Source organism: Methylobacterium sp. 190mf, assembly GCF_900107945.1.
In the GTDB taxonomy this organism is placed as follows: Bacteria; Pseudomonadota; Alphaproteobacteria; order Rhizobiales; family Beijerinckiaceae; genus Methylobacterium.
Map to the genome: position 1 here is coordinate 79874 of NZ_FNVI01000001.1, position 14015 is coordinate 93888.

The window sequence follows — 14015 nt, forward strand, 5'->3', positions numbered from 1 at the left end:
CCAGCCGCGCCCCGCCATGTGCGGAGCGCGGCCGGGGCATGTCAGAAGCCCGACGCTCTCTCGCATCCGTCGCCCATTGGCCCTTCGGGGCGGTGGTCTCGCGCGACCAAGGCGATTATCGACACGCGCAACGATCCGGCCGCGTCAGGGCCCGGAGACCGGCCGCGCGCCGCGCGCGGCAGCCCAGGAGAGTTGTGACCGTGCCCGACAGTACCCCGCGTCCCGTGATGCTCGTGATCCTCGACGGCTGGGGTCTGCGGGACGCGGTGGCCGACAACGCCGTCCACCAGGCCAGGACGCCGGTCTTCGACGGTCTGATGCGGGAGCGCCCCCGGTCGCGGCTGACGACCTTCGGCGCCGATGTCGGCCTGCCCAAGGGGCAGATGGGCAATTCCGAGGTCGGCCACCTCAACATCGGCGCGGGCCGCGTCGTCCTGCAGGACCTGCCGCGGATCGACGCGGCGGTCGCCGACGGCTCCCTCGCCCGGAACCCGGCCCTGGTCCGGTTCATCGAGGCGCTGCGCGCGTCGGGGGGGACCTGCCACCTCGTCGGCCTGCTCTCGCCCGGCGGCGTCCACGCGCACCAGGACCACGCCGTCGCGCTGGCGCGCGCGCTGACGACGGCCGGCATCCCGGTCCGGCTCCACGGCTTCACCGACGGGCGCGACATGCCGCCCCGCTCGGCCGCCACCTGCATCGCCGACGTCGCGGCCGCCCTCCCGAAGGGCGCCCGCATCGCGACGCTGTGCGGCCGCTACTTCGGCATGGACCGCGACCGGCGCTGGGAGCGGGTCCAGACGGCCTACGACGCCCTCACGGAGGCGCGCGGGACCCGGTTCGAGCGGGCCGGGCAGGCGGTCGCCGCGTCCTACGCGCAGGACGTGTCCGACGAGTTCATGCGGCCCGCGATCATCGGCGACTACGCCGGCATGCGGGACGGCGACGGCATCCTGAGCTTCAACTTCCGCACCGACCGGACCCGGCAGATCCTGGAGGCGTTGCTCGACCCGGCCTTCGCGGGCTTCGAGCGTGCGCGCACGGTCCGGTTCGCCGCCGCCCTGGGGATCGTCCAGTACAGCGTCGAGATCGACGCCTTCGCCGAGACCCTGTTCGGGGCCCTCGACCTGCCCAACGGCCTCGGCGAGACCGTGGCCCGGGCCGGACGCGCGCAGCTGCGCATGGCCGAGACCGAGAAGTACCCGCACGTCACCTACTTCATGAACGGCGGCCGCGAGGAGCCCTTCGCGGGGCAGGACGCGATCCTCGTGCCCTCGCCGAAGGTCGCGACCTACGATCTGCAGCCGGAGATGTCGGCGCCCGAACTCACCGACCGCGCCGTGGAGGCGATCGGCTCCGGGCGCTACGACCTCATCATCCTGAACTTCGCCAACCCTGACATGGTCGGCCACACCGGCAGCCTCGCGGCCGCCGTGAAGGCGGTGGAGACCGTCGACACCTGCCTCGGCCGCGTCGTCGAGGCGGTGACGGCCCAGGGCGGGGCGCTGCTGGTGACCGCCGACCACGGCAATTGCGAGATGATGCGCGATCCCGAGACCGGCGAGCCGCACACCGCCCACACCCTCAACCCGGTGCCCGCCGCGCTCGTCGGCGTCGACGGCGTGACCCTGGCCGACGGACGGCTGGCCGACGTGGCGCCGACGCTCCTCGACCTGATGGGACTGGACCAGCCGGCCGAGATGACAGGCACGTCGCTGATCCGCCCGCGGGGCGAGGGCTGAGGGCCGGGGCCGGCGGCACGCCGCCTGCGAAGCCCGGGCTGTCATGCGCGCCGTCCCTGCGTTACCTCCCGCCACGGGCCGGTCTGTCCCAGCGTGGTGCGAGGTCGTGGTGCGTCTGACCGGTTCTAGGACATGATCGCCCGGCACAGCCTGATCTATGTCGGCTCGCGGGGCTTCGCGGCCGCCCTGAACATGGCCTCGGTGGCGGTGTTCACGCGGCTCGCGCCGGTGGAGAGCTACGGCACCTACCTGTACGTCCTGTCCTGGGCGCTGGTGCTCTACGGGGCGACCTGCCAGTGGCCGAAATTCGCGTTCTTCGCCCTCTACGACGAGGCGCGCGAGCCCGCGCAGGTCGGCACCGTGGTGCGGATCCTGGGCGGCACCTTGCTCCTCGCCGGGCTCGGCAGCGCGCTCGCCGCCGCCCTCGGCCTGATGCCGGCGCGGATGGCGGCCGCGATCCTGGCGCTGGCCTTCGGGACCACCCTATTCGAGGGCTCCACCGAGATCGCCCGCACCCGCCTGCGGGCCGGGGCGGTGGCGGCCTCGGTGATGAGCCGCGCCGTCCTGATCCTGGCCCTCGGCAGCCTGGCGCTGCACCTCTCGCAGGATCCCCTGCACCTCGCCTTCGCGGTGGCGGCCGCCAACGCCCTGGCCTCCCTGCCGGCCGCGGCCACGATCGCCCCGATGATGCCCGGCCGCGGCAGCCGCGCGGAGGCGCTGCGGCTGTTCGCCTACGGCTGGCCGCTCGTCCTCTCCTTCGGGACTGCGGCGCTCGCCCAGAGCCTCGACCGGCTGATCATCGCCAAGACGGTGGGGCCGGCGGGGCTCGGCGCCTACGGCGCCCTGGCCGACTTCCTGAAGCAGAGCTTCATCGTGTTCGGCGAGGCGATCGCCCTGTCGCTGATCTCGATCGCCAAGCGCGAGGCGCGGGTGGGCGGGATGGCGGCGGCCTCCGGGGTGCTGCGCGACGCCGCACGGGCCATGACGCTGATCGCGGCCTTCGGGGCCGTGTTCTTCCTGTGCTTCGACGATCTGGTCGTGGCGGTGCTGCTCGGGCCCGACTACCGGGCCGAGGCGCGGGAGCTCGCCCCGGTGCTGATCCTGGCGAGCATCCTGATGATGTTCCGCGCCTACTATTTCGGGCAGGTGATCTACTTCGCCCGCTCCAGCGGCCTGGAGGCGGCCGCCGCGTTCGCGACCCTCGCCACCGTCGCCGCGCTGTCGCTCCTGCTGATCCCGCGCTTCGGCGCCGCCGGGGCGGCCCTCGCCTTCGCGGGCGGCCAGAGCGCGGCCTGCCTCGTGCTGGTGCTCGGCGCCCGCCGGACCGGCACGACGATGCCGCTGCCGCTCGCCGACATGGCCGGCATTGCCGGGATCGCGCTGGCCTGCGGCGCGGTGAATGCCGGCATCGCCCTGGTCCCCGGCGGCCTGTTGCCGCCGGGACAGGCCCTGCGCCTCGTCCTGCTCACCGCCGCCGCCGGGGTGACGGCGTGGCGCTACGACGTGCTCGGCTTCGCCGGCGCGATCCGTCACCGTCTCGCGGCCTGACGGTCCCGCGATGGCAGGCCCCGCGTCGGACACCCCATCGGACACGGCCGCGCTTCCCGGCGGGCTCGTGGCGGCGGTCCGGCCCCTCGACGGGGCGGCGCCCTGGGTCCCGGCCTGGCGGGCCCTGGGTCGGGCGAGCCTGGTGCGCAACCCGTTCTACGAGGCGGGCTACGCCCTGGCGGCCCGCGACGCCTTCGGGGCGGGCGTCCGGCTCCTCCTCGTCGCCGACCGGCCCCCCGAGGCGCCCGGGGCCCGGCTCCTCGCCGCCTGGCCGTTCCGGCCGTCGCGCCGCCGCTGGGGCGTGCCGCTGCCGCTGCTCGTGGGCTGGACCCACGGCTACGCCCCGTTCGGGGCGCCGCTCCTCGACGGCGCCGCCCCGGAGGCCGCCCTGGCGGGGCTGCTCGCCGCGCCGGGCGCCCTCGGCCTGCCGCCGCGTCTCCTCCTGCCGAACGCTCCGACCGACGGCCCCCTGCCTGAACTCCTGACGGCGTGTGGCGGGCGCCGCGCCGCGTACTGGCCGCACGACCGCGGCCTGCTCGACCTGACCGGCCTCGGGCCGGAGGCGCGGGCCTCCTATCTCGGGCACCTCTCCGGGCAGCGCCGCCGCAAACTCCGCCGCGCCCGCGCGCGCCTCGAGGCGGCGGGGCCCGTGACCTTCGAGATCCTCGCCGGGCCCGAATCCCTCGGCCCCGCCCTCGACGCCCACGTCGCCCTGGAGGCCGCCGGCTGGAAGGGTCAGGCCGGCACGAGCCTGGCGCAGCGGCCGGCGGAGATCGCCTTCCTGCGCGCCGCCCTGGCCGATCTCAGTGCCGATCTCAGTGCCGATCTCAGTGCCGATCTCGGGGCCGATCGCGGGGCCGCGGACGGCGTGCGGATCGCGCGCCTGCGCCGGGGCGACCGGCTCCTGGCCTCCCTGATCCTGCCGGTCACCGGCCGGGAGGCCTGGGTGCTGAAGATCGCCAACGACGAGACGCGGCCGGAGACCGCGCCGGGGGTCCAGCTCGTCCACCGGCTGACCGAGGCGGTCGCCGCGGGCGACTGGCCGATCGATCGGATCGATTCGTGCGCGCCGCCGGACTTCGCCCTCGGCACCACCTTCTGGACCGCGCGCCGGCCGATCGCTCATCTGCTGGTGGAGGCGGGCCGCGATCCGCTGTTCCCGGTGGCCCGGACCCTGGAGCGGGCCCGGGAGCGCGTTGCCCGGGCGCGTCTCACCATCCGAAGCGGGCGATCTGCTCCAGCCGCGCCCGCGTCGCCGCCGCGTCGCGGCCCGTGACGGCGATCCGCCCGGACAGGTCGTAGCAGGTCGCGCAGAAAGGCAGCTGCAGCAGCGTGTACCCGTCGTCCCGCGCCCGGGCGACGGAGGCGATGAGGCAGGGCAGGACCGGCTCGTCGGGCGGCCCGGCGAGGCAGTCGGCCCGGGGGCTGCCGAAGGCCGGGCGGTTCGGCCAGGTCAGCAGGAGCGTGGTCCCGCCCCGGCGGTCCGGGGCCGGCGGCAGGGTGTAGCTGCGCAGGAACAGCGCGCCGGCCGCGAGGACGAGGACCGGCAGGATCAGGGCTGTGCGCATCGGCGGTGTCCTCGCGCCTCAATCCCCCGCGTCGAAGCGCGTCCGATAGAACACCTCGCGGCCGGCGCCGTCGATCACCCGGACCGCCTCGGCCGGCTCACCCGAGCGCTGCGGCACCCGGGCGCGGGCGAACAGCCGCAGGGCCCGCTCCTGCGCGCTCTCCAGGCTGCCGACCCGCACGGAGATCCGCGTCTGGATCTCGTCCGGCTCCGGTCCGAGGACTTCGATGTGGAAGGTCTCGCGCACGGGTATCCGCCTGATCGAGGGATCTTCAGCGCCGGATATCGGGATCCGGCCGCCGGCCGCCATAGCATGTTCCGGCCGGGTATCTGGTCCGGCGCCGCGCGGCGAGCCCGGGACGACGCGCCGCGGGCTCGATCTCGGCACGAAGTCCAATTGCCCCGCGGCCCGCCTCGGCACTAAGAGGGCCGCTCCGCCCGAGGAGACATCACCGGAGGAACCCCGTGGACCCGCTCAAGGCCGCCGCCGCGACGCTTCTCTGCCTCGCCCTGTTCTGGCTGGCCTTCCGGCTGACCCGGCGCCTGGTCGATCTCGCCATCGCGGGGGGCTACGCCGAGGAGCGCCGACGGCTCGCCGAGGAGGAGGCCGCTCAGGCCGAGGCGGGCGCCGTCCCGCAGGCCTCAGCCATCCGGGCCACCCCCGCGAGCTTGGCCTCGAACAGGGACCAGTCATCCGCCGCGGCGATCGGCGCCCACAACGCCTCCACCTCGTCGATCAGGAGCGTGCAGGGCGCCTCCGCGAAGTAGGGATGGTCGAGCCGCGCGCCCGGGGCGGGCGCGAGCGGCTCCAGCGCGGCCCGCACCGGCGCGAAGGCCTCGTGCGCGTAGTGGCCGGCGGACGGCCCGGCCTGCGCGCGGGTCGCGCTCGCGAGGCCGCCGTACCAGTCGAAGAAGAACCGCTCGAAGGGCGCCCGCGTCTCCGCGAGGAACCGCCAGACCGCCGAGACCAGCCGGTCGGTCTCCGGCCGCGGCGCCGGGGCGAGGCCGAGCCGGCGGAACAGGGCCTCGGCGAACGCCTCCTGCAGGGCCGGCCCGAACCCGGAGAGCGCCGCTTCCAAGCGCGCCTGGGGGGGCAGCACCAGCAGGCAGTCGGCGAGCCGGGCGAGGTTCCAGAACAGGGCCTCCGGCTGGCGGCCGAAGCTGTAGAGCCCGGTCTCATCGAAGTAGGCGGCCGTGAAGTCCGGATCGTAATGCGGCAGGAAGCGCCAGGGCCCGTAATCGAAGCTCTCGCCGGTGACGTTGATGTTGTCGCTGTTGAGGACCCCGTGGACGAAGCCGGCCGCCGCCCACTGCGCGCCCATCCGGGCGACCCGGGCGACCACGTCCTCCAGCAAGGCGACGGCGCGATCCTCAACGCCGTCGCGCCAGAGCTCCGGCCGGTGGGTCGCGATCGTGTGGTCGAGGAGCCGGGCGATGTTGTCCGGCTCGCCGAGCGCCAGGAAGCGCTGGAAGCTGCCGATGCGGATGTGGCCGTGGGACAGGCGCACCAGCACCGAGGCGCGTGCCGGCGAGGGCTCGTCGCCGCGCACGAGGTCCTCGCCGGTCTCGATCAGGCTGAAGCTCTTCGAGGTGTAGACGCCCTGCGCCTCCAGGAGGGCGGTGGCCAGCACCTCGCGCACGCCGCCCTTGAGGGTGAGCCGCCCGTCGGCGCCGCGCGACCAGGGCGTCGTGCCGCTCCCTTTGGTGCCGAGGTCGAGGAGGCGCCCGTCCAGGCGGTCGTGCAGCTGCGCGAAGAGGAAGCCGCGCCCGTCGCCGAGGTCCGGATTGTAGGCGCGGAACTGATGGCCGTGGTAGCGCAGGGCCAGCGGCGTCTCGAAGCTGCCCGGCAGGGGCTCGAACCGGCCGAAATGGGCGATCCACGCCGCCTCGGACAGGCCGCCCAGTCCGACCCGCTTCGCCCAAGTCTGGTTGCGGTAGCGCAGGATCGTCCGCGGGAACCGGGCCGGCGTCACCGGATCGAAGAAGGCGGGGCCCAGATCGGCGTGGCGCCGGGAGGGCGTGAAGGCGGTGTCGTCCATGCGGCGGCGCGTCTCCCGGGGTGAGGATGAGTCCCGTTGTACCAAGCGAGCCGGACGCGATCCGTTGCCGATCCCGTCCTCGCGGGCGCGGCGAAGCAACCCAGTGCAGCGGGACATCGGCCGAGCGTGGCGCCGCCTGGATCGCTTCGCTCCGCTCCCGAAGACGGCGGCCGACCCGAGAGGCGTCACGATCCTAGAGATCTGGTCGGGCCGTCCCGGACACCTGCCGCAGGGCCTCGCCGGCGATCATCGCGGCCGCGACCGCGACGTTGAGCGAGCGCAGGCCCGCTCGGATCGGCACCACGATCCGGGCGTCGGCGGCCGCGTGCACCGCCTCGGGCACGCCGGCGGATTCGCGCCCGACCATCAGGCAATCGTCCGGGCGGAAGGCGAAGTCCGTGTAGGGCACGGCGCCCGCCGTGGTGGCGAGGACGAGCCGGATCCCGGCCTCGGCCCGCCACGCGGCGAAGGCCGCGAAGGAGCGGTGCCGGGTGATCGCCACGTGGTCGAGGTAGTCCAGGCCCGAGCGGCGCAGGTGGCGGTCCGAGACGTCGAAGCCCGCGGGCTCCACGATCTCCACCGCCAGCCCGAGGCAGGCGGCCATGCGCAGCATCGTGCCGGTGTTCTGCGGGATATCGGGCTGGTAGAGGGCGAGGCGGAGCATGGCGCCGGCCTTGTGCGGGGCGGAAGGCCCCGCCGTCAAAGGCCCCCGGCGCCGACGCGCAGCCGGCAAACCGCCGGGCCGGCCCCCGCCGGGGCCGAGACCGCGCGGAACTTAAGCCCCGCCAGAACCTTGAGGCGGCGCGACCCCCCTGTGCGGCCCCCGTCTGAAAGACCTGCTCCGATGCGCACCCCGCTCCTCGCCTCGGCCCTCCTGCTGGCCGGCCTCGCCACCGCTTCGGCGCAGACCGACGGCGCCAGATCGGACGGCGCCAAGCCGGACGGCGGCGCCGCCGCGACCCCGGTCCCCGGCCAGCCCGCCACCATGGCCGACAGCCTGCGCCCGACCTTCGTGGCCCAGGCCCCCGACGACATGGTCGCCAGCAAGCTGATCGGCTCCAGCGTCGTCAACGGCGCCAACGAGACGATCGGGCAGATCGCCGACTTCGTCCTCGACCAGAAGGGGGCCGTGAAGGCCTGGATCATCGGGGTCGGCGGCTTCCTGGGGATCGGCTCGAAATACGTCGCGGTCGACCCGTCCGTGCTCAAGCTCGACCGCACCGACGGCAAGACCCTCCAGGCGCGGATCGACACGACCAAGGACCAGCTCCGGGCGGCGCCGGAATACGTCTATCTCGGCAAGGAGCCGCCGAAGGGCGCCGCCCCGGCGAGCCCCGCGGGGGAGCCGGCCTCGAAGCCGTAGCGGTCGCGCCGGCGCGGCGCCGATCGGTCGGCCGGCGGCACCGCGCCGGCTTGCCTCCGCGCGCCGTTGTGTGCTGTGCCGGCCTCCCCGGAGGTCGGAACCCGTCCCATGCGCCGCGCCCTCGTCCCGCTCCTCGCCTTCTGCCTCGGCCTCATCGGCCTGACCGGGGCGGCGGTGTTCGCGTTCCTGCCCGACAAGGCACCGGTGGGCGTGCCGAGCGTCGGCGGCCCGTTCACGCTGGTGAACCAGGACGGGCGCACCGTCACCGAGCGCGACTTCGCCGGCGCGACGCACCTCGTGTTCTTCGGCTTCACCCACTGCCCGGACGTCTGCCCGACCACCCTGCAGCAGATCTCCGACGTGCTCGCCGCCCTGGGGTCGAAGGGCAAGACGATGCGGGTCGCCTTTGTCACGGTGGATCCCGAGCGGGACGATCCGGCGAGCCTCAAGACCTACCTGTCGAGCTTCGACCCGCGCATCACCGGCCTCACCGGCACGCCCGAGCAGGTCACCGCCACCGAGAAGGCGTACCGGGCCTATGCCCGCAAGGTGCCCGCCAAGGACGGCGACTACACGATGGAGCACACCGCCCTGGTGTACATCATGGACGCGCAGAACCGCTTCCTCGGCGCCCTCGACCTGACCCGGCCGGCCGACGAGGTCGCCGCGCAGCTCGCCAAGAAGATCTGACCGCCGGCCGGTCCGGCCGCACGCGCGTCAGAGCGTCATCCCGGCGTGGAAGCGGTCGGGGGAGAGCGGCAGCAGGAACTGCACGCCGAAGCCGCCCTCGAAGTAGCGCACCAGCCGGCCCGGCGTGCTGCCCACCGTGACGGCGGCGCCGAGGGGCAGCGGCACCGGGCAGGAGATCGCCACGCCCGACATCGAGATGTCGATGAGGCGCGCCCGGATCTCGCGACCGCCCTCGACGCGCAGGACCACCGCCGTGTTGGTCGGCACGAGGCGCTCGTGCGAGCGTCCCTCCGGCAGCCCCAGCATCTCCCGGTTCGCCAGCCAGGTGAGCTGGGAGGCGAGCTTGTCCCGCTTGCGCGACGTGGCGTTGAGCTGGACCGCGAACCCGTCCGGGCAGGTGCGCGCGACGACGCCCTCGATGCGGCCGATATGCTCCAGGTAGAGCACCACGCGCTCGCCGACCGCGCCCTTGACCGCGCAGGTCAGCCGCACGCCGCCCGGCGACATGTCCACGGTCTGGCAGGGATATTCCCGGCGATCGGCCAGCATGTAGCGGCCGAGCACGGCGACCCGCACGCGCTGGTGGCGGCGCTGGTCGGCGGCACCGCGCGCCGGCTCGGCGGCGAGGCCGCGCAGATCAGTTCCAGCGGTGGCCTCGACCGCGATCATTCCGAGATTGGTCCTGCGCCGGAGAATGGCCGGTGCAGACTAGGCACGGACAGTTACGAAACCCTTTTTTCCTGCTCCGGGATCGATCGGCCTTGTAGAAACATCCATTGTCGAGCCCTGCCGCGTCGTGCGCGATCGACTTGTGCGCCGAAGCTTTCCTCGGGTGCACGCGCCGATTCGATCGAACTGGCCGTCCCGGACCGGGCGTAACCTTGGACGAATACGGTTCTCAGGCGCGCCCGCCGGCGTGGACGAGGAGGTGGCCGTGGCGCACCGGCCCGGGGTAGCCCGCGCTCGTGCGCACGGCGGTGCGGGCGGGCGGGACCGGCTCGGTCCGGCGGCTGGGCAGGATGCGCAGGGAGGTGGTCTCCGCCTCCACCAGCGGGCGCAGGCCGAGCCAGTGCGGCGCGCCGTCGAGGCTGAGGGTGCCGAGGGCGCGGACCTGCGTCCGGCCGCGGTGGCGCAGGGGCAGGAGCAGGAGTTCGAGATCCGCCGCCTCGCCGGCCGCGTTGGTGCCGCGCAGGCCCGCGACGACGCCCAGCGTGTCGCTGGCCACGATCTCGACGATCCGCCAGGGATCCGTCGCCCGGGAGCCCCACAGCTTGGCGAAGGGCTCGCCCTTCAGCTCGCGGCCGTACAGGGCGCAGACCCGGGTCCCCGCGAGCCGGATGCTCGCGGAGCGGCTCGGCATGTCGAGTTCCAGGATCAGGCTGTCGGCGAGGAGGTGCCGGATCTCGCCCGGCTCGATCTCGGCGCGTTCCGGCGCGGCCCGTTCTCCGCGCAGGCGCTCCCAGTAGGCGTGGAGCATGCGGCTGGTGGGATGCTTCATCGGTGTCCCGATTCTCAACGCCTGTGGTTCATCCCCGGATCATTCTGGCACATCCGCGGGGGTGTGACCGGCCGATCCGGGCGTTCACCGCGTCCGGGCGCACGGGCCGTGCCGGCTCCCGCACCCGCGCGCCGCCGGTCCCGCCGGCGCCGCGCGGGGCGGGGGGTAGCGCGTCGTGGCCGGCGACACAATCGTCGCACCCCGCCGGGCGCGCCGCGGCCGTCCGGGACGGATCCGGACTGAAGACGGGGCGGTGCGCGATACGGACCGCGATCCGACCGGTATTTGCGAGCTTCAATACGTCGCCGGGGCTTGCCCGATCGCGCCGCGCCCCGACATGGTGCGCCGATGGACGCCTCCCCCGATTTCCCGCGGCAGAGCCGCGTGCCCGTGTTCAACATGCCGGGCATCGTCACCGCGTCGATCGGGCTGCTCCTGGCGATCCAGGCGGTGCGCGAGTTCCTGCTGCCGGACACCTGGGACATCCGCCTCGTCCTCGACCTCGCGCTGGTCCCGGCGCGCTGGACCCTCTGGTTCGATCCCGGCCGGGCCTCCGAGGTGATCCGCGCCGCCGCCGATCCGGGCGATCCCGGCCTGGAGGCGGCCCGCGAGGCCTTCGCCCGCTACATCGTGGGCGAGCACGCCCTCCAGCCCTGGACGCTCGTCACCTACGGGCTGCTGCACGGCTCGTGGATGCACGTGATCTTCAACAGCGTCTGGCTCGCGGCCTTCGGCGCCCCGGTGGCGCGCCGCTGCGGCGCCGTGCGCTGGTGCGTGCTCGCGCTGGCCGGCACGGCGGCCGGCGGACTTCTCCACATCCTGATCGATCCGCTGAGCGCGGGGCCGCTGGTCGGCGCCTCGGCGGGGATCTCGGCCCTGATGGCCGCCGCCGCGCGCTTCGTGTTCCAGCCGCCGGTCTCGGGCTACGGCGCGCCGGCCTGGCAGGTGCCGCCGCCCCGTCCCGCCGAGACGATCCCGGAGCTGCTGCGCAACCGGACCGCGGTGTCGTTCCTGGTGATCTGGCTGCTGACCAACCTGCTCTTCGGCCTCGTCAGCGTGCCGCTCGTCGGCGAGAACGCCGCCATCGCCTGGGACGCCCATCTCGGCGGCTTCATCGCGGGCTTCTTCCTGTTCCCCCTGGTGGATCCCCGAGAGCCGCGCCGGCACTGAGTCCCTGCCATCGACGCCCGGCACCTTGCCATCCGGCCGGATCGATCACACACTCGCCACAATGTGAACGAGCCGGGCCAACCCGGCCGAGAACGCCATCAGGGCGCCGCGGGCTGACGGCGCACCGGCCGCGTCACACAGGGAGAGAGCCATGACCGTCGCACGCATCCTCGCCGAGAAGGGCAGCTCCGTCGTCACCGTGGGCCCCGACAAGACCCTCGATGAGGTGATCCAGATCCTCGCCGACAAGCGGATCGGCGCCCTCGTGGTCGCCCAGGCCGACGGGACGGTGGCGGGCATCATCTCCGAGCGGGACATCATGCGGGCGCTCGCCCGGCACGGGGGCTCGGCCTTCGACGCGCCGGTCTCGGCCCACATGACCACCGCGGTCACCACCTGCGGCCGGACCACCACGATCGAGGAGGTCATGACCCTCATGACCGACGGGCGCTTCCGCCACGTACCGGTCTGCGAGGACGGGCGGCTGATCGGCCTGGTCTCGATCGGCGACGTGGTGGCGCGCAAGATCGCCACCGTCGAGGCCGAGCACCAGGCCCTGCGCGACTACATCACGATGGCGTAGGGGCGCCGGCACCGCGCGTTTCTCTCGCCCTCCGCCCCCGGGCCTCGCCGGTTCAGGACAGGCCGCCGGGGCGCGACGCGCTCCCTCTCCCGTGCGGGAGAGGGGACCCGCGCCCCTTCGTCGACGGGCGAGCAGGCCGACATCGCGAGCCCGTACCGCCCGCGGTCCGCCTCACGCCTTCACGGGATCAAGCGTGACGTGCCAGAGGTCGGTGTCGGCCGCGTCCTTGAGGGTCACCGTCATCTGCTCGGTGGCGCCGTCCACCGCCACGTGGCCGAAGAACTGGTAGCCGGCGGCCGGCGACAGGTTCACCTGGCCCTTGTCGGGCGCCTTCACGTAGCGCAGCTGCGGCCCGAAGGTGTTGTCCAGCGCGTTCGGCCCGAAGGTGCCGGCGTGCAGCGGCCCGGAGACGAACTCCCAGAACGGCTCGAAATCCTGGAACTGCGCCTTGTCGGGGTCGTAGTAGTGGGCGGCCGTGTAGTGCACGTCGGCCGTGAGCCAGACCGTGTTGCGGATCCCTGCGCTCTTGATGAAGCGCAGCAGGTCGGCGATCTCCAGCTCGCGCCCCAGCGGCGGTCCGTCGCCCTGCGCCACCGCCTCCGAGCCGAAATTGCGGTCGGTGTCGTAGGTCACCACGAGGCCGAGCGGCATGTCGGCGGCGATCACCTTCCAGGTCGCGCGGGACTCGAGCAGCGCCCGCTTCAGCCACGCGATCTGCTGCGGCCCGAGGAAGTAGGACTCGGGCCCGTATTCCGTCTGCCGGTTCTCGCCGTTCGGGCCCCGGTAGGAGCGCATGTCGAGCATGAACACGTCGACCAGCGGGCCGTAGCCGATCTTGCGGTAGACCCGGCCGGGCTCCGACGGCTCGAAGCGCATCGGCATGTACTCGTGGAAGGCCTTGGCCGCCCGCAGCTGCAGCGCCAGCACGTTCGGGTCGGCGTACTTCTTCTTCAGGTGCTCGGCCCGGGTCAGCGGCTCCCCCGGCCACCAGTTGTTGGTGACCTCGTGGTCGTCCCACTGGGCCAGGATCGGCACGGCGGCGTTCATCGCCAGGACGTTCCGGTCGGTGAGGTTGTACTTGTGCCGGCCCCGGAACTCCGCGAGCGTCTCGGCCGGCTTGGCCACCTCCTCGGTCACCCGATTGCGCCACAGGCTGCCGTCGGGGAGCTTCACCTCGGACTGGATCGGCCCGTCGGCGTAGATCGTGTCGCCGGAATGGATGAAGAAGTCCGGTCGGTTCTTCAGGATGGCGGAGTAGATCGTCATGCCGCCGCGGGCCTCGTCGATGCCCCAGCCCTGGCCCGCCGTGTCGCCCGACCAGCAGAACGAGACCGAGCGCCGGTCCGCCGGCGCGGTCCGGAACCGCCCGACCTGGGCCGGCCCGACGATGGTCGGCGCGGCGACGTCCTCCAGGCGGACACGGTAGAACACGTCCTGGCCGGCCGGCAGCCCGGTCAGTGTCACCTTCACGGTGCCGTCGGTCTCCGGCAGGGCGTCGGCGAAGACGCCGCCGCGGATGTCGGCGAAGCTCTCGGTGGTCGCCCACTCGACGATCGCCCGGGCCGGCCGGTCGGACCGGGCCCAGACCACCGCCGAGTCGGTGCCGACGTCGCCCGACTGGAGGCCGTGGGTCAGGAGCGGCCGGTCGGCGGCGCGGCTCAGGCCGGGCCGTCCGAGGCCCGTGGCCAGCCCGACGAGGCCGGCGCCTCCGGACAGCAGGATCTGACGGCGACTCGTATACATTGGAGGTCCTCCAGCATGCACGGGCGCCCATCGCAGGCGGCCACGACAGCCGGATGACGGCCCCCTCCGGATGGA

14 protein-coding genes are annotated in these 14015 nt (G+C 73.7%); 7 read left to right on the top strand and 7 right to left on the bottom strand.

Going from position 1 to position 14015, the window contains the following annotated elements:
- Nucleotides 1-227 precede the first annotated feature (227 nt).
- From gpmI to C4T42_RS00385, 3 genes are all read left to right on the top strand, one after another.
- On the top strand, nucleotides 228-1739 hold the full coding sequence (gpmI, locus tag C4T42_RS00375) for a 2,3-bisphosphoglycerate-independent phosphoglycerate mutase (RefSeq protein ID WP_103984689.1): 1512 nt from the start codon (nucleotides 228-230) through the stop codon (nucleotides 1737-1739).
- Nucleotides 1740-1871: 132 nt separating this feature from the next.
- Nucleotides 1872-3287: an oligosaccharide flippase family protein gene (locus C4T42_RS00380; protein ID WP_091675739.1), complete on the top strand. Its 1416-nt coding sequence runs from the start codon at nucleotides 1872-1874 to the stop codon at nucleotides 3285-3287.
- A 10-nt stretch (nucleotides 3288-3297) separates the two neighbouring features.
- A complete protein-coding gene (locus C4T42_RS00385) occupies nucleotides 3298-4563 on the top strand; it encodes a GNAT family N-acetyltransferase (protein WP_103984554.1) in 1266 nt (421 codons plus the stop codon).
- On the opposite strand, the gene C4T42_RS00390 is transcribed toward C4T42_RS00385, so the two are convergent.
- The 4 genes from C4T42_RS00390 to C4T42_RS00405 form a co-directional block, all read right to left on the bottom strand.
- Nucleotides 4499-4855: a hypothetical protein gene (locus C4T42_RS00390; protein ID WP_056526493.1), complete on the bottom strand. Its 357-nt coding sequence runs from the start codon at nucleotides 4853-4855 to the stop codon at nucleotides 4499-4501. The two genes, C4T42_RS00385 and C4T42_RS00390, sit on opposite strands and share 65 nt — an antisense overlap.
- An 18-nt stretch (nucleotides 4856-4873) precedes the next feature.
- A complete protein-coding gene (locus C4T42_RS00395) occupies nucleotides 4874-5101 on the bottom strand; it encodes a hypothetical protein (protein WP_020091174.1) in 228 nt (75 codons plus the stop codon).
- 364 nt (nucleotides 5102-5465) lie between these two features.
- Entirely contained in the window at nucleotides 5466-6893 is a 1428-nt protein-coding gene (locus C4T42_RS00400) for a protein adenylyltransferase SelO (protein ID WP_103984555.1), read from the bottom strand.
- Between the two features lie 193 nt (nucleotides 6894-7086).
- A complete protein-coding gene (locus C4T42_RS00405) occupies nucleotides 7087-7557 on the bottom strand; it encodes a tRNA (cytidine(34)-2'-O)-methyltransferase (protein ID WP_020091172.1) in 471 nt (156 codons plus the stop codon).
- 180 nt (nucleotides 7558-7737) lie between these two features.
- Between C4T42_RS00405 and C4T42_RS00410 the strand changes: the two genes are divergently transcribed.
- Nucleotides 7738-8256: a PRC-barrel domain-containing protein gene (locus C4T42_RS00410; RefSeq protein WP_020091171.1), complete on the top strand. Its 519-nt coding sequence runs from the start codon at nucleotides 7738-7740 to the stop codon at nucleotides 8254-8256.
- 108 nt (nucleotides 8257-8364) lie between these two features.
- A complete protein-coding gene (locus tag C4T42_RS00415; protein ID WP_020091170.1) occupies nucleotides 8365-8946 on the top strand; it encodes an SCO family protein in 582 nt (193 codons plus the stop codon).
- A 27-nt stretch (nucleotides 8947-8973) separates the two neighbouring features.
- On the opposite strand, the gene C4T42_RS00420 is transcribed toward C4T42_RS00415, so the two are convergent.
- Complete coding sequence (locus C4T42_RS00420; RefSeq protein WP_020091169.1) at nucleotides 8974-9615, bottom strand: PilZ domain-containing protein; 642 nt, start codon at nucleotides 9613-9615, stop codon at nucleotides 8974-8976.
- Between the two features lie 229 nt (nucleotides 9616-9844).
- Entirely contained in the window at nucleotides 9845-10444 is a 600-nt protein-coding gene (locus C4T42_RS00425) for a PAS domain-containing protein (RefSeq protein ID WP_020091168.1), read from the bottom strand.
- Between the two features lie 348 nt (nucleotides 10445-10792).
- Here C4T42_RS00425 and C4T42_RS00430 point away from each other — a divergent pair, with 348 nt between their 5' ends.
- On the top strand, nucleotides 10793-11614 hold the full coding sequence (locus C4T42_RS00430; RefSeq protein ID WP_020091167.1) for a rhomboid family intramembrane serine protease: 822 nt from the start codon (nucleotides 10793-10795) through the stop codon (nucleotides 11612-11614).
- Nucleotides 11615-11765: 151 nt separating this feature from the next.
- Nucleotides 11766-12197: a CBS domain-containing protein gene (locus C4T42_RS00435; RefSeq protein ID WP_020091165.1), complete on the top strand. Its 432-nt coding sequence runs from the start codon at nucleotides 11766-11768 to the stop codon at nucleotides 12195-12197.
- 171 nt (nucleotides 12198-12368) lie between these two features.
- Here C4T42_RS00435 and C4T42_RS00440 read toward each other — a convergent pair whose 3' ends face one another.
- Complete coding sequence (locus C4T42_RS00440; RefSeq protein ID WP_042672535.1) at nucleotides 12369-13940, bottom strand: alkaline phosphatase D family protein; 1572 nt, start codon at nucleotides 13938-13940, stop codon at nucleotides 12369-12371.
- Between the last annotated feature and the right edge of the window lie 75 nt (nucleotides 13941-14015).

Bases quoted from the DNA above. Each gene is read 5' to 3' on its own strand.
- C4T42_RS00400 (WP_103984555.1), bottom strand. From the start codon at position 6,893: ATGGACGACACCGCCTTCACGCCCTCCCGGCGCCACGCCGATCTGGGC.
- C4T42_RS00385 (WP_103984554.1), top strand. From the start codon at position 3,298: ATGGCAGGCCCCGCGTCGGACACCCCATCGGACACGGCCGCGCTTCCC.
- C4T42_RS00415 (WP_020091170.1), top strand. From the start codon at position 8,365: ATGCGCCGCGCCCTCGTCCCGCTCCTCGCCTTCTGCCTCGGCCTCATC.
- gpmI (WP_103984689.1), top strand. From the start codon at position 228: ATGCTCGTGATCCTCGACGGCTGGGGTCTGCGGGACGCGGTGGCCGAC.
- C4T42_RS00435 (WP_020091165.1), top strand. From the start codon at position 11,766: ATGACCGTCGCACGCATCCTCGCCGAGAAGGGCAGCTCCGTCGTCACC.
- C4T42_RS00420 (WP_020091169.1), bottom strand. From the start codon at position 9,615: ATGATCGCGGTCGAGGCCACCGCTGGAACTGATCTGCGCGGCCTCGCC.
- C4T42_RS00410 (WP_020091171.1), top strand. From the start codon at position 7,738: ATGCGCACCCCGCTCCTCGCCTCGGCCCTCCTGCTGGCCGGCCTCGCC.
- C4T42_RS00430 (WP_020091167.1), top strand. From the start codon at position 10,793: ATGGACGCCTCCCCCGATTTCCCGCGGCAGAGCCGCGTGCCCGTGTTC.
- C4T42_RS00380 (WP_091675739.1), top strand. From the start codon at position 1,872: ATGATCGCCCGGCACAGCCTGATCTATGTCGGCTCGCGGGGCTTCGCG.
- C4T42_RS00425 (WP_020091168.1), bottom strand. From the start codon at position 10,444: ATGAAGCATCCCACCAGCCGCATGCTCCACGCCTACTGGGAGCGCCTG.
- C4T42_RS00440 (WP_042672535.1), bottom strand. From the start codon at position 13,940: ATGTATACGAGTCGCCGTCAGATCCTGCTGTCCGGAGGCGCCGGCCTC.
- C4T42_RS00390 (WP_056526493.1), bottom strand. From the start codon at position 4,855: ATGCGCACAGCCCTGATCCTGCCGGTCCTCGTCCTCGCGGCCGGCGCG.
- C4T42_RS00405 (WP_020091172.1), bottom strand. From the start codon at position 7,557: ATGCTCCGCCTCGCCCTCTACCAGCCCGATATCCCGCAGAACACCGGC.